Annotated in this window: 19 protein-coding genes; 15 read left to right on the top strand and 4 right to left on the bottom strand. The window is 66.3% G+C overall.

Features of this window, described 5'->3' with window-relative positions; all coding sequences use genetic code 11:
* The first annotated feature begins 163 nt into the window (after positions 1–163).
* The 5 genes from modA (at position 164) to ACT2BZ_RS02335 (ending at position 4,142) form a co-directional block, all read left to right on the top strand.
* Positions 164–952, top strand: coding sequence for a molybdate ABC transporter substrate-binding protein (gene modA, locus ACT2BZ_RS02355; protein ID WP_457939007.1), 789 nt, complete (start codon positions 164–166; stop codon positions 950–952).
* A gap of 11 nt (positions 953–963) precedes the next feature.
* On the top strand, positions 964–1,668 hold the full coding sequence (gene modB, locus ACT2BZ_RS02350; protein ID WP_457939006.1) for a molybdate ABC transporter permease subunit: 705 nt from the start codon (positions 964–966) through the stop codon (positions 1,666–1,668).
* The gene (gene modC / locus ACT2BZ_RS02345) at positions 1,665–2,795 is read left to right on the top strand and encodes a molybdenum ABC transporter ATP-binding protein (protein ID WP_457939004.1); all 1,131 of its coding nucleotides are present in this window, start codon (positions 1,665–1,667) and stop codon (positions 2,793–2,795) included. Before modB ends, modC begins: the two co-directional genes overlap by 4 nt.
* Positions 2,796–2,800: 5 nt before the next feature.
* Entirely contained in the window at positions 2,801–3,142 is a 342-nt protein-coding gene (locus ACT2BZ_RS02340) for a winged helix-turn-helix domain-containing protein (protein ID WP_457939003.1), read from the top strand.
* 109 nt (positions 3,143–3,251) lie between these two features.
* Entirely contained in the window at positions 3,252–4,142 is an 891-nt protein-coding gene (locus tag ACT2BZ_RS02335) for an NAD-dependent epimerase/dehydratase family protein (RefSeq protein WP_457939002.1), read from the top strand.
* Positions 4,143–4,187: 45 nt separating this feature from the next.
* On the opposite strand, the gene ACT2BZ_RS02330 is transcribed toward ACT2BZ_RS02335, so the two are convergent.
* Genes ACT2BZ_RS02330 through ACT2BZ_RS02320 form a run of 3 tightly spaced genes read right to left on the bottom strand, consistent with a single transcriptional unit; the run spans position 4,188 to position 6,861 of the window.
* Positions 4,188–4,952 (bottom strand): SDR family oxidoreductase, encoded by a 765-nt coding sequence (locus ACT2BZ_RS02330; protein ID WP_457939001.1) that lies wholly within the window; start codon positions 4,950–4,952, stop codon positions 4,188–4,190.
* Positions 4,953–4,960: 8 nt separating this feature from the next.
* A complete protein-coding gene (locus ACT2BZ_RS02325; RefSeq protein WP_457939000.1) occupies positions 4,961–5,959 on the bottom strand; it encodes an ABC transporter permease in 999 nt (332 codons plus the stop codon).
* Between the two features lie 29 nt (positions 5,960–5,988).
* Positions 5,989–6,861 (bottom strand): ATP-binding cassette domain-containing protein, encoded by an 873-nt coding sequence (locus ACT2BZ_RS02320; RefSeq protein WP_457938998.1) that lies wholly within the window; start codon positions 6,859–6,861, stop codon positions 5,989–5,991.
* Positions 6,862–7,170: 309 nt separating this feature from the next.
* Between ACT2BZ_RS02320 and ACT2BZ_RS02315 the strand changes: the two genes are divergently transcribed.
* The 6 genes from ACT2BZ_RS02315 (at position 7,171) to gabT (ending at position 13,624) form a co-directional block, all read left to right on the top strand.
* A complete protein-coding gene (locus ACT2BZ_RS02315) occupies positions 7,171–8,160 on the top strand; it encodes a substrate-binding domain-containing protein (protein ID WP_457938996.1) in 990 nt (329 codons plus the stop codon).
* 89 nt (positions 8,161–8,249) lie between these two features.
* On the top strand, positions 8,250–9,026 hold the full coding sequence (locus ACT2BZ_RS02310) for a FadR/GntR family transcriptional regulator (RefSeq protein ID WP_457938994.1): 777 nt from the start codon (positions 8,250–8,252) through the stop codon (positions 9,024–9,026).
* Between the two features lie 248 nt (positions 9,027–9,274).
* Positions 9,275–10,081, top strand: a complete 807-nt coding sequence (locus tag ACT2BZ_RS02305; protein ID WP_457941452.1) for an endonuclease/exonuclease/phosphatase family protein — start codon at positions 9,275–9,277, stop codon at positions 10,079–10,081.
* A 105-nt stretch (positions 10,082–10,186) separates the two neighbouring features.
* Positions 10,187–11,353 carry a diphosphate--fructose-6-phosphate 1-phosphotransferase gene (locus tag ACT2BZ_RS02300; protein ID WP_457938992.1) on the top strand — a complete coding sequence of 389 codons (1,167 nt, stop codon included), beginning with the start codon at positions 10,187–10,189 and terminating at the stop codon, positions 11,351–11,353.
* A gap of 24 nt (positions 11,354–11,377) precedes the next feature.
* Positions 11,378–12,217, top strand: coding sequence for an ion transporter (locus tag ACT2BZ_RS02295; RefSeq protein WP_457938991.1), 840 nt, complete (start codon positions 11,378–11,380; stop codon positions 12,215–12,217).
* Between the two features lie 120 nt (positions 12,218–12,337).
* A complete protein-coding gene (gene gabT / locus ACT2BZ_RS02290; protein ID WP_457938989.1) occupies positions 12,338–13,624 on the top strand; it encodes a 4-aminobutyrate--2-oxoglutarate transaminase in 1,287 nt (428 codons plus the stop codon).
* 47 nt (positions 13,625–13,671) lie between these two features.
* Here the strand turns inward: gabT and ACT2BZ_RS02285 are convergent, their stop codons facing one another.
* Complete coding sequence (locus ACT2BZ_RS02285; protein ID WP_457938988.1) at positions 13,672–14,418, bottom strand: L,D-transpeptidase; 747 nt, start codon at positions 14,416–14,418, stop codon at positions 13,672–13,674.
* A 173-nt stretch (positions 14,419–14,591) separates the two neighbouring features.
* Here ACT2BZ_RS02285 and ACT2BZ_RS02280 point away from each other — a divergent pair, with 173 nt between their 5' ends.
* From ACT2BZ_RS02280 to xylA, 4 genes are all read left to right on the top strand, one after another.
* Positions 14,592–15,215, top strand: a complete 624-nt coding sequence (locus ACT2BZ_RS02280; RefSeq protein WP_457938986.1) for a LysE family translocator — start codon at positions 14,592–14,594, stop codon at positions 15,213–15,215.
* A gap of 13 nt (positions 15,216–15,228) precedes the next feature.
* A complete protein-coding gene (locus ACT2BZ_RS02275) occupies positions 15,229–16,563 on the top strand; it encodes a tetratricopeptide repeat protein (protein ID WP_457938985.1) in 1,335 nt (444 codons plus the stop codon).
* Positions 16,564–16,768: 205 nt separating this feature from the next.
* A complete protein-coding gene (xylB, locus tag ACT2BZ_RS02270; protein ID WP_457938984.1) occupies positions 16,769–18,220 on the top strand; it encodes a xylulokinase in 1,452 nt (483 codons plus the stop codon).
* The gene (xylA, locus tag ACT2BZ_RS02265) at positions 18,220–19,530 is read left to right on the top strand and encodes a xylose isomerase (protein ID WP_457938982.1); all 1,311 of its coding nucleotides are present in this window, start codon (positions 18,220–18,222) and stop codon (positions 19,528–19,530) included. The genes xylB and xylA overlap by 1 nt, the downstream gene beginning before the upstream one ends.
* Positions 19,531–19,680 lie beyond the last annotated feature (150 nt).

Genomic DNA, 19,680 nt, shown 5'->3' with positions numbered 1-19,680 from the left:
CAACGCACAACGGAAATGTGGTGCGATGGTTCCCGCTTGCGCCGCCTGCCCCAGCCGATCGAACGGCGAAAAGGCTCCGTCTCGGCTTTCCCTGCTGTATACGAGTGGATATAACGATGTGCGGATTGGCTGGCGCATCGCCTCGCCATCGAGGAGCAGCCGGATGGGAGTTTCAGGCAGGTTGGCCCTTGTGGTGGCAGTAGTCGCCGCGCTGTGCAGCGCGACCGCTTCCATGGCCGGCGAGCGGGTCACGGTCTTTGCGGCGGCAAGCCTGAAGAACGCGCTCGATGCCGTCACCGAAAGCTGCACCGCCGAAACCGGAATCCCGGCAAGCATATCCTATGCGGCGAGCTCGGCGCTCGCCCGTCAGATCGAGGCCGGCGCGCCGGCCGACGTCTTCATCTCGGCCGACCTCGACTGGATGACCTACCTGTCAGACCGCAAGCTGACGAAGCCGGAGTCGGAGACGAGGCTGCTCGGCAACCGCATCGTTCTCATCGCGCCTGCGGATTCCATCGCCGAGGCGACGATCGGCCCGGGCTTCGATCTCGCCGGCCTGCTCGGCGGCGGCAGGCTCGCTATCGGCGACGTCCGGGCCGTGCCCGCCGGCAAATATGCCATGGCCGCGCTCCAGTCGCTCGGCGTCTGGCAGTCGGTCGGCGACCACACGGCGCAGGCCGAGAATGTTCGGGCTGCGCTGAAACTCGTGGCGACCGGAGAGGCGCCGCTCGGCATCGTCTACCGGACCGACGCGGCGGCCGAGCACGGCGTGCGGATCATTGATACCTTTCCCGAGAGCTCGCACCCGCCGATCGTCTACCCGGCCGCGGAACTGGCGGAGGCGCGGGAACCGGAAGCGTCGACATTCTTCGCCTGTCTTGCCTCGGGGCGCGCGCGGCCGCTCTACGAGGCACAGGGCTTCACGGTGCTCGCCCCCGCTGCGGCGAACTGAGAGGCGGGGCGATGGACTGGCTGCTCGACCTGACACCCGACGAATGGAGCGCGATCCGGCTGTCGGTCAAGGTCGCGACCTGGGCGATGCTCGCCAGCCTGCCGCTCGGGATCGGCGTCGGGCTTTTGCTGGCGCGCGGCAACTTCTGGGGCAAGTCGTTGCTCAACGGCCTCGTGCACCTGCCGCTGGTCATGCCGCCAGTGGTGACCGGCTATCTGCTGCTTCTGAGCTTCGGCAAACGAGGACCGATCGGCGCCTTCCTCGCGGAGCATTTCGGCATCGTCTTCTCGTTCCGCTGGACGGGTGCGGCACTCGCCTGCGCGGTGATGGGTTTTCCGCTGATGGTGCGGGCGATCCGCCTGTCGATCGAGGCGGTCGACCGCAGGCTCGAGTTCGCCGCCGGCACGCTCGGCGCCAGCGCGCCCTGGGTGTTCGTCACCATCACGCTGCCGCTCATCCTGCCAGGCGTCATCGCCGGCATGATCCTGTCCTTCGCCAAGGCGATGGGCGAGTTCGGCGCAACGATCACCTTCGTCTCCAACATTCCAGGCGAAACGCAGACGCTGCCTTCGGCAATCTACACGCTGACCCAGGTTCCGGGCGGTGACGCCGGGGCGCTGCGCCTGACGCTGATCTCTATCGCCATCGCGATGGCGGCCCTGCTGGTGTCGGAAGTTCTGGCAAGGCGCGCCGCAAAACAGGCGGGCAGCGCATGACGCTCTCGGTCGACATCCGCCACCGGCTCGGCAGTTTCCGGCTCGACGCCCGTTTCGAGACGGACGGGCGGCTGGTCGCGCTGTTCGGCCCCTCGGGTTCGGGCAAGACCTCGCTGGTCAACCTGATCGCCGGGCTGCTCGCTCCCGACGAGGGTCGCATCGCCGTCGACGGCCGCGTGCTGGCCGACACCGGGGCGGGCACCTTCGTGCCGATGCACCGGCGCCGCGTCGGCTATGTGTTCCAGGATGCCCGGCTGTTCCCGCATCTCACGGTCGCACAGAACCTGCGCTACGGGCGCTGGTTCGCGCCGCGCGACGAACGCCGGACGGACATAGCCGGCGTGGTCGAGATGCTCGGCATCGGCTCGCTGCTGGAACGGCGGCCGGGCTCGCTGTCGGGCGGCGAGCGGCAGCGCGTGGCGATCGGCCGGGCGCTGCTTGCCAGCCCGCTGCTGATGCTGATGGACGAGCCGCTGGCCGCGCTCGACGAGGCGCGCAAGTCGGAGATCATGCCCTATCTCGAGCGGCTGCGCGACGAGACCAAGATCCCGATCGTCTATGTCAGCCACTCGGTCGCCGAGGTGGCGCGGCTGGCGAGCGACATCGTGGTGCTCGACGAGGGCCGGGTCACCGCCGCCGGGCCGACCACGGAAATCCTGCGGCGGCTCGACCTCCTGCCGGAGGAGGAGCGCGGCGAGGGCGGCGCGGTGCTCGACATGCAGGTCGCCCGACAGGAAGGCGAGTTCGACATGACGGTGCTGACATCGGCTGCCGGCGAGCTAAGGGTGGCGGGCAGCGGATTGCCCGGGGGCGCGAGCGTGCGGGTGCGCATCCGGGCGCGCGACGTGCTGATTGCGACCGAACGGCCGCGCGGCCTGAGCGCGCTCAACGTCCTGCCGGCGACGGTTTCCGCGATCAGGCCGCAGGGGGCGTTTGCCGACGTGACGCTTGCCTGCGGCGAGGCGCAGATCGAGGCGCGCGTCACCCGGCAGTCCTGCGAGGTGCTTGGCCTCGCCGCGGGCCAGCCGGTCTTCGCCGTGATCAAGGCGGTCAGTTTCGACCGCGCCAACACCTGGAGCGGCGTCGCCGCCGGTCGCGCGCCGGAAAAGATTTCGGGAGAGGGATAGCGCATATGCCAACGCTCAGCCTGAGGATCAATCTTGATCCCGCCGGCCGCATCGGGCCGGGAAAGATCGACCTTCTGGAGGAAATCGCCGCCTGCGGCTCGATCTCGGCGGCGGCGCGGACGATGAAGATGTCCTACAAGCGCGCCTGGGATCTCGTCGAGGAGATGAACCGCCTGTTCGGCAAGCCGGTGGTGGCGGCGCAGGTCGGCGGCAGGCGGGGCGGCGGCACGACGCTGACGCCGGCGGGCCTCGCGGTGGTGCGTCGCTTCAGGGCGATCGAACGGGCGGCGACGTCGGCTGCGGCGCGGCACATGACGGCGCTGCAGGCCGAGATCGAGGCTGCCTGAGGCAGCCGTTGCAGAAAGCCGGGGCTCGACGGCCGTTATTGCCGGACTGGCCCTTGCGCAGCCTTGTGGTAGCGCTACCTTCGAGGCCTGAATTCGCATGGAGGACCATATGTCGAAGAGAATCATGTTCACGGGCGGCTCGGGCAAGGCAGGGCGGCACGTCGTGCAGTATCTGGTCGAGCAGGGGCACCAGGTGCTCAACCTCGACACCAAGCCGCTGGACAACCCCAAGGTGCGCACGCTGATCACCGACATCACCGATAGCGGCCAGGTGTTCAACGCGCTGACGAGCTACATGGGCCTGCACGAGTTCGACCCGTCGCTGCGCGCACAGCCGGTCGACGCCGTGGTGCATTTCGCGGCCATCCCGCGCATCATGATCACGCCCGACAACGAGGTCTTCCGCATCAACGCGATGGGCACCTACAACGTCATCGAGGCGGCGGTGAAGCTCGGCATCAAGAAGATCATCGTCGCCTCCAGCGAGACAACCTACGGGCTGGTCTTCGCCAACGAGCCGCGTAACCCGACGCATTTTCCCCTCGACGAGGAGTATGACGTCGACCCGATGGACAGCTACGCCCTGTCGAAGGTGGTCAACGAAAAGACGGCGCGCGCCTTCGCGCTGCGCAGCGGCGCCGACATATACGCGCTGCGCATCGGCAACGTCATCGAGCCGCATGAATACGAGGCCCACATTCCGAAATGGCGCGCCGATCCGGAGTTCCGCAAGCGCATTGCCTGGAGCTATATCGACGCGCGCGACCTCGGCCAGATCACCGATCTCGCCATCGCCAAGGACGGGCTTGGCTTCCAGATATTCAACGCGGCCAATGACGACACCTCGGCCGACCTGCCGACGCGCGAACTGCTCAAGCGTTTCTACCCGGACGTGCCGGTGAAGGGCGAGCTTGGCGAATACGAGACGTTGTTCTCCAACCGCAAGATCCGGGAAGTGCTGGGCTTCAAGGAAAAGCACAACTGGCGCAAATACGCCTGAGCCGGCTACTGGCCGAAGTCGGCGGCGCGGACAACGCGCCGCCGTTCAGACGGAGGCCGTCATGCCGCCGTCGACGTAAAGGACGTGGCCGTTGACGAAGCTTGACGCGTCGGAGGCAAGGAAGACGGCTGCGCCGACAAGCTCGGGCACTTCGCCCCAGCGCCCGGCCGGCGTCCGCTGATCGAGCCATGTGTTGAACTTGGCATCTTCCGACAGGGCGGTGTTCAGTTCGGTCCGGAAAAAGCCGGGCGCGATGGCGTTGATCTGCAGGCCGTGCCGGGCCCAGTCGGCGCACATGCCGCGCGTCAGGTTGCGCACCGCGCCCTTGGTGGCGGAATAGGGCGCGATGGTGGCCCGCGCGAGTTCGCTCATCACGGAAGCGATGTTGATGATCTTGCCCCTGCCGCGCGGGATCATGCGCTTGGCCACGGCCTTGCCGACATTGAATACGCCGGTAACGTTGGTCTGCAGCAGAAGCTGCCATTTGTCGTCGGGGAAATCCTCGAGCGGCGCGCGGAACTGAACCCCGGCGTTGCTGATCAGGATGTCGATCGCCCCGATCTCGGCCTCGATTTTTTCGACGGCCGACGCGACGGATGCCGCATCGGTAACGTCGAACACGCAGGCATGAACCGCATGGCCTTCAGCGCTCAGCGTGTCGACGGCACGCTCGACCTTCTCCTTTGTGCGACCATTGAGAATGACCGTCGCGCCGTGCTCGGCCAGGCCGCGCGCCAGGCCAAAGCCGATACCCTGTCCCGAACCGGTGACCAGAGCCCGCCGGCCCGCTAGACTGAAGAGGTTGTGCATGGATTGTCCTAGTCGTTGAGCCGAAGATTGCGGATGCGGTCGAACAATACCGCAAGGACAATCGCGCCGCCGATGAAGGTACCCTGCCAGAAGGCATTGATGCCGAGCAGGCCCAGGCTATTGCGGATGATCTCGATAAGCGCCGCGCCGACCAGCGCGCCGAAGGCGGTACCGATGCCGCCGGCGAGGTTGGCGCCACCGATGACCGCCGCGGCGATCACCTGCAGTTCCATGCCGGCGCCGAGATTGGTGGTCACCGCGCCGAGCCAGCCGGTCTGGATGATGCCGGCAATGCCGGCCGACAGCGCCGACACCATGTAGACGGCGACCTTGATGGGACGCACCGGCACGCCTGTCAGCGTGGCGGCGTGCTCGTTGCCGCCGATGGCATAGACATGCCGGCCGAACTTGGTCCAGCGCAGCACGAAGCCGGTGATCAGCGCCAGCAAGACCATGTAGAGAACCGGGTTGGCGATGCCGAACAGCCAGGCGCCGCCACCGAGCGCCAGCAGCTTTTCGTGGTCTGGCCCGAACTCGAAGACCACCGTGTTGTTGGACGCGACCATCGCCAGGCTGCGCGCAATGGAGAGCATGCCGAGCGTCACCACAAAGGGCGGAAAACCGAGATAGGCGATCAGGATGCCATTGAAGGCGCCGACGATCAGCGCCGTGCCGATCGCGGCCGCGATGCCGATCTCGATCGAGGAGCCGGCATGCATGACGACCGCCAGAATCATCGAACAGAGACAGAGCACCGAGCCGACCGACAGGTCGATGCCGCCAGTAATGATGACCAACGTCATGCCAAGCGCCACGATGGCGACGAAAGAAACATTGCGGGTGATGTTGTAGAGGTTCTTCGACGTGGCGAAGGAGTCGGTCGCAAAGGACAGGTACAAGAAGGCCAGCGCGATGGCGACCAGCACCCAGAATGTCTGGCTGGCGAGCGTCGCAGAAAGCCAGCTCTGCTGCTTCTGCTCGATCGTCTGGTCAAGCGTGATAGCCATTATCGCCCCTTGTCCTTTTTCCGGCCGCCTCAGACCCGCTCGATCGCCCCGGTGATGAGCCCGGTGACTTCCTCGGGCGAGCTGTCGGCGATCTGTTTGTCCGCAACCTTCTGGCCCCGCCGCATGACGATGACACGATCGGCCACCGTGAAGACGTCGGGCATACGATGACTGATCAAGACGATGGCGATGCCCTTGTCGCGCAACAGGCGTATAAGGTTGAGCACCTCGGCAACCTGCCTGACCGAGATGGCGGCGGTCGGCTCGTCCATCAAAACGATCTTGGCGTCCGACAGCCTCGTGCGCGCAATGGCGACGGCCTGTCGCTGGCCACCCGACATCTGCTTCACCAGGTCGCGCGGGCGCGTTTCCGACTTCAGCTCGGCAAAGATCTCGCCGGCGCGGCGGTACATCGTGGCGTAGTCGAGGATGCCGAAGGGGCCGAAGCCGCGTCGCAGCTCACGGCCGAGAAAGACATTGGCGGCCGCCGTCAGATTGTCGCAGAGCGCGAGGTCCTGGTGGACGATCTCGATGCCGTGCCGGCGCGCCTCTACAGGACGGTGCAGCACGATCTCGGCGTCGTCCATCTTCAGCTTGCCGGCGCTCGGCCGGAAATTGCCGGCGATCATCTTGACCAGGGTGGACTTGCCGGCGCCGTTGTCGCCCATGAGGCCGACGACCTCGCCGGGCTCCAGGGCAAACGACACGTCGTTTACTGCCTGGATGGCGCCAAAATGCTTCGAAATGTTGACGAGTTCCAAGACTGCCACGCGCTCTTGTTCCTCCCGTTTCCGCGCCGGACAATGGCTCGTGCCTGTGCCGTGTCGCGGTGTCGTCCGGCCCGGTTCCTCCCGGCCGGCGATCCCGGCATTTAGGCCAACCACAGCGGAGGCGTCAATCATGCGTCAGCCTATTTGTCTCTTTTGTATGATAAATAGGATAAACGCGTTGACGCGACCCGCCCGGCGCTATTAGCTGCTCACCCGGAGGAAGGTAATGCCGGATTTCGCGATGCAGTTTCCCGACAGCCACCGCGGACTCGCAGTGTGCGGCGCACCGGGAAATGCTGTCTCGCGCCGGCAATTCCGGCTTGCGGCTGACCCGGCAGGGCTGCAGCGAAGCCAGCGGCGCAGGCCATGCGTCGACTTCCGCCGCGTATCGACTAAGTGGCGGCCACGCTCCTGTGGCCGTTTGTTGCAAGGGAGGAATGCATGAGGAAACTACCTTTACTGCTTGCCGCGGCTGCTCTGGCGCTTGGCGCCGGCCCTGCCCTGGCGAAGAAACAGCTGGTCATCGTCGTAAAGGGTCTCGACAATCCCTTCTTCGAAGCGATCAACCAGGGCTGCCAGAAGTGGAATTCCGAAAACGCCAGTTCCGAATATGAGTGCTTCTACACCGGTCCGGCCTCGACGTCGGATGAAGCCGGCGAAGCGCAGATCGTGCAGGACATGCTCGGCAAGGCCGATACCGCCGCAATGGCGATCTCGCCGTCCAACGCCAAGCTGATCGCGCAGACCATCAAGACATCCGGCGCGACGGTGCCGATCATGACGGTGGACGCCGACCTTGCCCAGGAAGACGCGGCGCTGCGCAAGACCTACCTCGGAACCGACAACTACCTGATGGGCAAGCGCATCGGCGATTACATGAAGGAAGCGCTGCCAGCCGGCGGCAAGGTCTGCTCCATCCAGGGCAACCCGGGTGCCGACAACATCCTGCGCCGCGCGCAGGGCTGGCGCGATTCGCTGTCGGGCCAGGACGGCCTGGCCGAACTGAAGGGCGAAGGCGGCTGGACCGAAGTTGCGGGCTGCCCGGTCTTCACCAATGACGACGGCGCCAAGGGCGTCCAGGCGATGACCGACATCATGGCCGCAAATCCCGACCTCGTCGGCTTCGGCATCATGGGCGGCTGGCCGCTGTTCGGCGCGCCGCAGCCCTACCGCGACCTGTTCAGGCCGATCGCCGACAAGATCGCCGCCAACGAGTTCGTGATCGGCGCCGCCGACACGATCGGCGACGAAGTCGCGATTGCCGGCGAGGGCCTGGTCACGGCGCTGGTTGGTCAGCGGCCCTTCGAGATGGGCTACCTGGCGCCCGGCGTCATGATCGACCTGATCGAAGGCAAGCCGGTCGACGATCCGGTCTTCACCGGCCTCGACGAGTGCACCAAGGATACGGTCGACACCTGCATCCAGAAATAGCTATGCTTCCCCGGCGTGTCGTTTCGGCGCGCCGGGGGCATTCCTGCCGGATATTGGTCGTGCGGCAGGCACAGGAGACTTCACGACACATGCGGGGCGGCAAGGCAAAGCGATCCTCGACGGCAGCCGGTTCGCAGGGCAGCCTCGACCGAGGCAAGAGCACCGGCAATGCGCTGATCGGCGGCAGCAGCGTGCATGCCTCGCTGGCCAACGAGATCGGCCTGAGGATCGTGCGCGGCGACTATCCGCCCGGAACCATCCTGCCCAACGAAGCGAAATGGTCCGAGACCTTCAACGTCAGCCGCTCGGCGGTGCGCGAGGCGATCAAGATGCTGATGGCCAAGAGCCTGCTGGCCTCGCGGCCGAAGATCGGCAGCTGGGTCGAGCCACGCGAACGCTGGAACCTGCTCGATCGCGATGTGCTCGGCTGGTACGCCATGGCGCCGGATCGCGAGGCCTTCCTGCGCACGGTTCAGGAGTTCCGCCACATCATTGAGCCCGAGGCCACCGCCCTGGCGGCCGAACGCCGGACAGACGAGCAGATGGAGGAAATCAGCGCCGCCTGCCGCGAGATGGGCGAGGCCACCTCGCTGTCGAGCCGCACACAGGCCGATACGCGCTTTCATCTGGCCATCCTGCGGGCTTCGGGCAACGACCTGCTGGTGCCGCTCGGCGTGCTGATCGAATCGGCACTCAACAATCTCTTCGTCTTCGTGACGCGCGAACTCAATGACGTGCAGAGTGCCCAGATCCTGCACGAGGCGATCGAGAAGGCGATCCGGCTGCGCCGTCCGGACGCTGCGCGGCGCGCGGTGCGCAAGCTGCTTGCCAATACCGACGAGGTCATCATCGGCAACCGCCGCTAGGCGTCGCCGGTCCTGTCGCTCGCAGTTCGCGGCCCGGTGGCCCGGCCGTTCAAAAACCCATGGCTTCTTGCTCGCGGCGGCTTTTCTCGCCGCGCCTGTCCGTCTATCACTTCATTCGCAACAGCCAAGGCAGGCGAATGACAAAGAGGCACCGCGCATTCCTCGATCCGGCCCTGATCGCGCGCCTCAGGCGGACGTCGCGGCGGTTCAGCTCGATGAAGCACGACCTGAGAGCCCGCCTGCAGGCTATGCAACTGGCCAATCTGGAGCCTGACGACCGGCCGAGGGTCGAAAGCAGCGGCCGCGAGATCACCGTCGCTTCCTACAACATCCACAAATGCGTCGGGACGGATGGCCGCTTCGATCCGGCACGCATCGCCCATGTCATCGCAGAGCTCGATGCCGACGTCGTCGCCATCCAGGAAGCCGACCAGCGTTTCGGCCGCCGCCGCGGCCTCCTCGACCTCCAGGCGCTGGAAGGGATGACGGGGCTGACGCTGGTGCCAACGTCGGAGAAGCCGGACGGGCACGGCTGGCACGGCAACGCGCTCCTGCTGAAGACCGGCGCGGTGCAGGACATGCGCCGGCTGGCACTGCCGGGAGCCGAGCCGCGCGGCGCGCTACTCGTGGATCTCGACCTGCCGACCGGGCCGCTCAGGATGGTCGCCGCCCATCTCGGTCTTCTGAGGCGCAGCCGGCGCTGGCAGATCCACTCGATCCTGAACGCCATCCAGGACGGCCCGTCCGTGCCGGTTCTGCTGATGGGCGACTTCAACGAATGGCGGCCGGGCAACCGCTCATCCCTGCTGGCGCTGCGCCCGGTGTTCGGCCCGCTGTCGCACGAGCATTTCAGCTTCCCGTCCTATTTCCCGGTCATCGCGCTCGACCGGGTGATCGGATCGCCGGGTCTGGTAACCAAGCTCGAGGTGCACAATTCGCCGCTTGCCAGGGTCGCCTCGGACCACCTGCCGATGAAGGCGCGCATCGACATTCCCGCCGCGCTGAACGAACTGCTGCGGCAGGCCGACGACACGACGCCCGAGGGACAAGGCTGACGCATCCGGGCGGCCGGATGCGCGCCGTTTTTGCCGCGACGGCGTTGCGCTGGACTGCCAGACAGGCGATTGTGCCGGCATCGAGAGACAGGAGACTTTTCAGGCATGGCCGAGACATTCGTGATCGCGCAGGGTGGTGGCCCGACGGCGGTGATCAACCAGACGATGGTGGGCGCGACTCTGGAGGTGCTGCGCCGTCATCCGGGGGCTCGGGTGCTTGGTGCGCGGCATGGCGTGCGCGGCGTACGCGACGGCGACTATGTCGTGCTGTCGGACGTGCCGGAGGCGCAGCTCAGGCTGATCGCCGGAACGCCGAGCGCGGCGCTGGGCTCGACGCGCGACAAGCCGGACGCTGCCTATTGCGACAAGGTGCTCGCGGGCCTGAAAAAGGTCTCAGCCGACGCCTTCATCTATATCGGCGGCAACGACACGTCGGGCACGCAGCAGATTCTCACCGACGCCTCGGGCGGCTCGATCGCCTTCGTGCATGCGCCCAAGACCATCGACAATGACCTGATGGAGAACGACCACACGCCGGGCTTCATCTCGGCGGCCGAGTTCGTCGCCGGGGCCTTCCTGTCGGTCGATCTCGATTTCCGCGCGCTGCCCGGCGTCTATGTCGCGATCGTCATGGGCCGGCATGCCGGCTTCCTGACCGCCGCCTCGGCGGCCTGGCGGCTCGACGAGGACAGCGGACCGCACCTGATCTACGTGCCTGAGCGGGCCTTCTCGGTGCCGCGCTTCATCGACGACGTGCGCGCCAAGCTCGCGCGCCACAAACGCTGCATCGTCGCCGTTTCCGAAGGCGTGTCCACAGAGGACGGGCGTTCGCTGGTCGAGACCATCGTGCCCGAGGAGCGGCTGGAGCGCGATGCGCACGGCAATCTCAAGCTGTCAGGCGGCGACCTCGGCCTCGCCTTCGAGCATGCGCTGCGCGACGGGCTGCCCGGCCAGCGGGCGCGGGTCGATGCACTCGGCTACATGCCGCGCGGCTCGATCGCGGCGATCAGCAAGGTCGACCAGCAGGAAGCCTTCGACGCCGGCGTCCATGCTGTCGAGGCGGCGGCCCAGGGCGGCGGCTCTGTAGCCTTGCAGTTCGATGGCGAGAAGACGGTGCTGAAGATCGTGCCGCTGTCGGCCGTCGCGGCCAAGACACGCCATATGCCGGACGACTACCTCGATGCGTCGGGAACCTCCCTGTCGGAAAAAGGCATGGCCTACATGAAGCGGTTGGTGCCGAAGAAGTACGACGTCGGCAAGCCTTTTGTCTGAGTCCGGGACGTTCGACGCACGCTGATGGATCAGACCACACCCTCCCGCATCGAACCCGGCCCGGCGGATGGCGGTACGGGCTGGCGGCACTGGCTCTATGTGAACCTGCACACCCAAGCATGGCCCGGATCAGGCCTGTCGCCTCTCAACAAGGCGATTGCCGTGATCATCGTCGTCGCCGTGGTGATGGCGATCGTGCAGAGCGAACCGACCGTGCTGCGCGGGCGCGAGGACCTGTTCCGCGCCGCCGAGATGGTGCTGGCGGTGATCTTTCTCGCCGAATATGCCGGGCGGGTCTGGACGATTGCCGAGAACCCGGCCTTTGGAGAGGGCTGGCGCGGCCGGTTGCGCTACATGCGCAGCTTCACCGCCATCATCGACGTCATCGTGCTCGCCAGCCTGTTCATCACGCTGATGGGTGCGGAGGGCACGATCCTGCGACTGTTCCGGCTGGTGCGCATCGTCATGCTGGCCAAGCTCGGGCGCTATTCGACGGCGATGCTGGCCATCGCCCAGGCGGTGCGCGACCGGCGTTACGAGTTGCTGATGAGCCTCGCCGTCGCAGGCATGCTGCTGCTGGTTTCCTCGACGCTGCTGTTCCTCGTCGAGGGGGCAGGCCAGCCGGACGCCTTCGGCAGCATCCCGCGCGCCATGTGGTGGTCGGTCGCGACACTGACCACTGTCGGCTATGGCGACGCCGTTCCGCTCACCATCCTTGGCAAGCTGCTCGCCGGGCTCACCGCGATCACGGGGATTGGCCTGATCGCCATGCCGACCGGCATCCTGGCCTCCGCCTTCAGCAACGCGCTGCAGGAACAGCGCGAGGCACGCGAGAAGGAAATCGTCGACAGCGAGCCCAGCTGACGCTGCCTGAGCCATCGGAAGCGCAGCGCTGGCTGGATGACAGGGATGGGCGCGGACGCATATCGCTCGCGCAAGACAGTCGATAGAATGATGCGGTGTTCGCACCGAAGAGGGGATCCAATGACCAGCAATTCAGCGCTCCAGGCCCGCCGGACCGCAGCCATTCCGCGCGGCGTCGCCACCGCCTACCCCGTGTTTGCCGAGCGCGCCGAAGGCTCCGAGCTGTGGGACGTCGACGGCAGGCGCTTCATCGACTTCGGCGGCGGCATCGCGGTGCTCAACACCGGACACCGGCATCCCAAGGTGGTCAAGGCGGTGCGCGACCAGCTCGACCACTACACGCACACGGCGTTCCAGATCGTACCCTACGAGCCCTATATCGAACTGTGCGAGAAGCTGAACGCGCTGGCGCCGTTTTCGGGCGAGGCCAAGTCCATCCTGTTCTCGACCGGTGCGGAAGCCGTCGAGAACGCCGTCAAGATCGCCCGCGCCGCGACGGGACGCACAAACATCATTGCCTTCTCAGGCGCCTTCCACGGACGCACGCTGATGACCAGCGCGCTGACCGGCAAGGTCGCGCCCTACAAGAAGAAGTTCGGCCCGATGCCGGCCGGCGTCTGGCACGTACCGTTCCCGGTGGCGCAGCACGGCGTGACGGTCGCCGATACGCTGAAGGCGATCGAGTACCTGTTCCGGGCCGATGTGGACCCGTTCAACGTCGCTGCAATCATCATCGAGCCGGTGCAGGGCGAGGGCGGCTTCTATCCGGCGCCGACCGAGCTGCTGACGGCACTGCGCGCCATCTGCGACGAGCACGGCATCCTGCTGATTGCCGACGAGGTGCAGACCGGCTTCGCGCGCACCGGCAAGATGTTCGGCATCGAGAACTCCGGCGTCGAACCCGACCTGATGACGATCGCCAAGTCGCTTGCCGGCGGCTTTCCGCTGTCGGGGGTCGTCGGCCGCGCCGCCATCATGGATGCGCCGGACCCGGGCGGCCTCGGCGGCACCTATGCCGGCAGCCCGCTCGCCTGCGCGGCAGCCCTTGCCGTGCTCGATGTCATTGCCGAGGAAAAGCTGATCGACCGCGCCAACGTGCTCGGCGATCGCATCAAGGGCGAACTCGCCCGCATCGCGCAGCGCAACGACACGGTGCCGATGTCGGCGATCCGCGGCCCGGGCGCCATGGTGGCCTTCGACATCGTCAAGTCGCGCGGCGCCGAGGAGCCGGACGCCGATGCGACCAAGCGGGTGACCGCGGCAGCGCTTGCCGAGGGGCTGGTTCTTCTGTCGTGCGGCGTGCATGCCAACACGATCCGCATCCTGATGCCGCTGACCATCTCCGACGAGATTCTCGCCGAAGGCATGGGCAAGCTGGAAAAGGCGCTCGTCGCGGCGAACGTCTGAGCCGTCTGTCCCTGGCGGTTCGCTTCGCGGCGAACCGGCCTCGGGCCTCAGGCGACGACGATCGGGGTCTTGCCGGAAACGCGGTTGAACAGGTCGATGACGTCCTGGTTGATCATCCGCACGCAGCCGGACGACATGGCCTGCCCGATGGTCCACCACTCGGGCGAGCCGTGCACGCGAAAGCCGGTGTCGCGGCCGTCCTTGAAGATATAGAGCGCGCGCGCGCCGAGCGGGTTTTCGAGACCGCCGGGCTGGCCGCCGCGCCATTTTTCCAGCTCGGGCTTGCGGGCGATCATTTCGGCGGGCGGGGTCCAGGTCGGCCACTTCTTGCCGTACTGGATGTTGGCCCGTCCGGACCACAGAAAGCCTTCGCGGCCGATGCCGACGCCATAGCGCAGCGCGTCGCCCCCGGGCTGCACGTAATAGAGATGCCGCTCCTTCAGCCGCACCACGATGGTGCCGGGCGCCTCGCCGGTCGGATCGACGACGATCTGGCGGCGCCATTGCGGCTCGACCTTCTGGTAGGGCACTTCCGGCAGCACGAATCCCTCATCGGCGAAGGAGGCGTACATGAGTTCCGGCGTCGTGACGTTGCGGTCGACGCTGATGCGGGGGCGGATAGACCCGGTGGTGTAGTCGTCCACCTCGATCGCGGCGAGATCGATGCTGCGCGAGCAGCCGGCTGCGGCGAGAACGGTGGCCGATCCGAGACCAAGAAGCGCGCTGCGGCGCGAGAAAGTGGCGCGCGACGCTTCGGCTGCGGGCAGGATTGGCGTGGCGGATGAGTTTGACACGGTTACTGTTCCACTCGGCTACCTGTTCCGACAGGAGGCCAGAACTTGCGCGAATTTTAGGCAATCATGGTTGACGAAAGGTGAAAGTGGCGCCCGCGCCGCATTTTGCCGGCGGGGGCCTCTTTACAAATGGCGCGGGCAGGCGATTCATTCCTGCTGCTACGGAGTTCGCCATGCCGCTCGAGAACTGGGCAGCCTTTGCCGCCGCCTCCGCCGTGCTCCTGGTCATTCCGGGTCCGACGATCCTGCTTGTTGTGTCCTATGCGCTCGGCCAGGGCTGGCGCACGGCGCTGCCGATGGCGGTGGGCGTGGCGCTCGGCGATTTCACCGCCATGACACTGTCCATGCTCGGCATCGGCGCGCTGCTCGCGGCGTCCGCCATGGTGTTCACCGCGCTGAAATGGATCGGCGCGGCCTATCTCATCTATCTCGGCATCAAACTCTTTCGCGCCGGCGGCAGCCTCGACGCGGAACCGCGCACCGATCGGGTATCGGCCGTGCGCATGATGGCGCATGCCTGGCTGGTGACGGCGCTGAACCCGAAGAGCATCACCTTCTTCGTCGCCTTCCTGCCGCAGTTCCTCGACCGCCATGCAGACTTCTGGACGCAGATGCTGATCTTCGAGACGACCTTCCTGGCGCTCGCCTTCGCCAATGCCTTCGGCTACGCGCTGGTCGCGGCGCGGGCGCGCAGGCTGGTCGGCAACCCGCGCGCCATCCGCATCTTCAACCGGACGGGCGGCACACTGCTCGTCGGTGCCGGCATCGCCACGGTGGCCGTGCGCTCGGGCAATTGAGGGGAGAGCTCCCATGTCAGTCACCGATCAACTCGGCCTTTACGTGACCGGCGCCGATGCGGCCGCCCTCGGCCAGTACGAAAAGGCGCTGCACGAGCTGCAATGCTATGTCGGCGACCCGGTCGCCTCCGTCGATGCGGCGCTTGGCGAGGCTCCCGAACTCGTCATGGGGCACGTGCTGAAGGGCTACCTTTTTGGGCTGTCCACCGACCGCGAGGCCATCGATGTGGTGAAATCCTGCCATGCAGCCGCAACAGGGCTGCCGGCAACGGTGCGGGAAAAAGGTCATGTGGCCGCCCTCGGCCATCTCGCCGCAGGGCGATGGCATGAGGCGGGCCGCGTGCTGGAGGACGTCACCATCGAGGAACCGCGCGATGCCCTGGCGCTGCTTGCCGGCCACCAGATCGACTTCTTCACCGGCAATTCCCGGATGCTGCGCGACCGCATCGCGCGGGCCGTTCCGGCGTGGTCGCCCGGCATGGCCGGCTATCACGCAACGCTTTCCATGCACGCCTTCGGGCTGGAGGAAATGGGCGACTATGCGCGCGCCGAGCGGCTCGGCCGCGAAGCGATCGGCATCGAGCCGCGCGACGGCTGGGCGCAGCACGCGGTCGCCCATGTCATGGAGATGCAGAGCCGGCAGCGCGACGGCATTGCCTGGATGCGCGATAATGCCGAGGCCTGGACAGGCGACAGCTTCTTCCAGGTGCACAACTGGTGGCATCTCGCGCTGTTTCACTACGAACTCGGCGAGACTGAGGCTGCGCTGAAACTGTTCGACGACCATATCTACGGCACGCATTCGACGCTGGCGCTGAACATGCTCGACGCATCTGCGCTGCTGTGGCGGCTCCACCTGCAGGGCGTCGATGTCGGCGACCGCTGGGCCGCTCTTGCCGCAAACTGGGCGCCGAAGGCGAAGGACGGAAACTATGCCTTCAACGATGCGCACGCCATGATGGCCTTCGTCGGCGCCGGTCTGGACGAGCCGGCGCGCCTGCTGCTGGAAGCGCAGGACGAGGCCATGGGCGGTACAGACGACAACGCCCAGTTTACCCGCGAGGTCGGCCACCCGGTGACGCGCGCCATCAAGGCGTTCGGCGAGGGCGATTATGCAACCGTGGTGACGCTGCTGCGTCCCATCCGTGGCATCGCAGCGCGTTTCGGCGGCAGCCATGCGCAGCGCGACGTCATCGACCTGACGCTGATCGAGGCGGCGTTCCGCTCGGGCAATGGCGCGCTTGCCGCGGCGCTTTCGGCCGAGCGCGCCGTGGCGCGGCCCGAGAGCCCGCTGTCGCAGCTCTTCCTCAGGCGTGCACGAGAGGTCGCCGGCCGCGCCGTCTCCTGACCGATAAGTCAGACAATAAGAAATTCGCGGAATTATTGCGGGTTGCGAAAAAAATGCTCTCTGGAGCCCGGTTTGGCGGTTGCACTCGGCCCGGTTTTGGGTTGTAGCTTCTGCCGGGAGGAATGCGCGGGGTTCATCTGTGATGAACTGCAGCGCTGGTCGGGGCGGCGCTCAAGCGTTTCGGCCGCCATCGGGAGGAGGGTTCATGTATCTCGGCATCGATCTCGGCACGTCGAGCGTCAAGGCGCTGCTGATCGACGCGAACCAGCGCGTGGTGGGCTCGGCGACCGCACCGCTCGAGGTTTCGCGTCCGCATCCGGGCTGGTCAGAGCAGGACCCCAACGACTGGATCGCCGCTACCGCCAAGGCACTTGAGGGCCTTCAGGCGGGACGGCCTAAGGAACTTGCCGCCGTCGAGGGGATCGGCCTCTCCGGCCACATGCATGGCGCGACGCTCGTCGACAACCGCGACGTGGTGCTGCGCCCCTGCATCCTGTGGAACGATACGCGCAGCCACAAGGAGGCTGCCGCGCTCGACGCCAATCCGGCGTTCCGCGAGATCAGCGGCAATATCGTCTTTCCGGGCTTCACCGCGCCGAAGCTCGCCTGGGTCAAGAACAACGAGCCTGAGATTTTCGCCCGCGTCGCCAAGGTCCTGCTGCCCAAGGATTTCCTGCGCCTCTGGCTGACCGGTGAGCACATGTCGGAAATGTCGGATTCGGCCGGCACCGCCTGGCTCGATGTGGCGCAGCGGCGCTGGTCGGACGAGCTGCTGGCCGCGACCGATCTCAGCGAGAGCCAGATGCCGACGCTGGTCGAGGGCACCCAAGCGGCGGGCGGGCTGCGCGCCGACCTGGCGTCGAAATGGGGCCTGCGGGCAGGCATTCCGGTTGCCGGCGGCGCCGGCGACAATGCCGCCTCGGCCTGCGGCATGGGCACGGTCCGGCCCGGCCAGGCCTTCGCCTCGCTCGGCACGTCGGGCGTCATCTTCGCCGCCAACGGCGCCTATCTGCCCCACCCGGAAAGCGCGGTGCACACCTTCTGTCACGCACTGCCGGACACCTGGCACCAGATGGGCGTCATCCTGTCGGCGACGGATTCGCTGAACTGGCTGTCGGGCATCACCGGCAAGGATGCCGGCGCGCTGACCGACGAGCTCGGCGAGACGCTCAAGGCGCCAACCGGCGTCACCTTCTTGCCCTATCTCTCTGGCGAGCGCACACCCCACAATGACGCTTCGATCCGCGGCGTCTTTGCCGGCCTCGGCCACGAAGCGGGCCGTCCGGTGCTGACCCAGGCGGTGCTCGAGGGCGTCGCCTTTGCCTTCCGCGACAGCCTGGAGGCGCTGCGCGCCGCCGGGACCGAACTCGACCGCGTCACCGCGATCGGCGGCGGCTCTCGCTCGCGCTATTGGCTGCGCGCCATGGCGACAGCGCTCGACCTGCCGGTCGAGGTTCCGGCCGACGGCGATTTCGGCGCCGCCTTCGGCGCGGCGCGGCTGGGGCTCATCGCTGCTACCGGCGCCGACCCGTTCGCGGTCTGCACGACGCCGAAAACCGAAGAAACGATCGAACCCGACCGTTCGCTGTCGGCGGCCTATTCAGATGCCTATCAGCGCTACCGCGCACTCTATCCTGCCATCAAGGGAGTTATGTGATGACCACCGGTTTCTTTGGCGACATCAAGCCGATCAAGTACGAGGGGCCGGACAGTACCAATCCGCTGGCCTATCGCTTCTACAATCCCGACGAGAAGGTCGCGGGCAAGCGGGTGGAAGACCATATGCGCTTCTCGATCGCCTACTGGCACAGCTTCGCCTGGCCTGGCGGCGATCCGTTCGGTGGCCAGACCTTCGACAGGCCGTGGTTCGGTGACACGATGGAACTGGCGAAGCTGAAGGCCGACGTCGCCTTCGAGATGTTTTCGCTGCTCGGCGTTCCCTACTACTGCTTCCACGATGCCGACGTGCGGCCCGAGGCGGAAACCTTTGCAGAAAGCGCGGCGCGGCTCGACGAGATCGCTGACTATTTTGCCGGCAAGATGAAGAAGACAGGCACCAAGCTCCTGTGGGGCACGGCCAACCTGTTTTCGCACCGCCGCTACATGTCGGGCGCCGCGACCAATCCGGACCCGGATGTCTTTGCCTATGCCGCAGCGACGGTGAAGAGCTGCATGGACGTGACCAAGCGGCTGAAGGGCGAGAACTACGTGCTGTGGGGCGGCCGCGAGGGCTACGAGACGCTGCTCAACACCGATCTCAAGCGCGAGTCGGAGCAGGCCGGGCGCTTCCTGCAGATGGTCGTCGACTACAAGCACAAGATCGGTTTCAAGGGCACGATCCTGATCGAGCCGAAGCCGCAGGAGCCGACCAAGCACCAGTATGACTACGACGTCGCAACGGTCTACGGCTTCCTCAAGCGCTTCGGGCTGGAGAACGAGGTCAAGGTCAACATCGAGCAGGGCCACGCGATCCTGGCCGGTCATACCTTCGAGCACGAGCTGGCGCTGGCCGCCGCACTCGGCATTTTCGGCTCGATCGACATGAACCGCAACGACTACCAGTCCGGCTGGGACACCGACCAGTTCCCCAACAATGTTCCGGAGATGGCGCTCGCCTACTACGAGGTGCTGATGGCCGGCGGGTTCAAGACGGGTGGCACCAATTTCGACGCCAAGCTGCGCCGCCAGTCGCTCGACCCGCAGGACCTGCTGATCGCGCATATCGGCGCGATGGATTGCTGCGCACGCGGCCTCAAGGCGGCGGCGAAGATGATCGAGGACAAGGCGCTGATCGGGCCGCTCGAGGCGCGCTATGCAGGCTGGAAATCGGCCGAGGGCAAGGCGATGCTGTCGGGCAAGCGCACCCTCGAGGAGATCGCCGAGCGCGTGGTGAAGAAGGGCATCGAGCCCCAGCCGCGTTCCGGCCAGCAGGAACTGCTCGAGAACATCGTCAACCGCTACGTCTGAGCAAACCAAGCCGGCAAATGATCGTCCGGGTCGTCGTCTGACGGCCCGGGCGATTTCTTTTCAAACCGGCTGACCAAGGGTCATTCGAATTCGAAAATAACCCGCGTCGCGACACGCAATTGCCGTCGTCCTGTCATGAAAGACCGCTAT

This window comes from Mesorhizobium sp. 10J20-29 (genome assembly GCF_054130485.1).
Note: the sequence above shows the minus strand (reverse complement) of the source record. Positions and strands in the feature narration are given on the sequence as shown.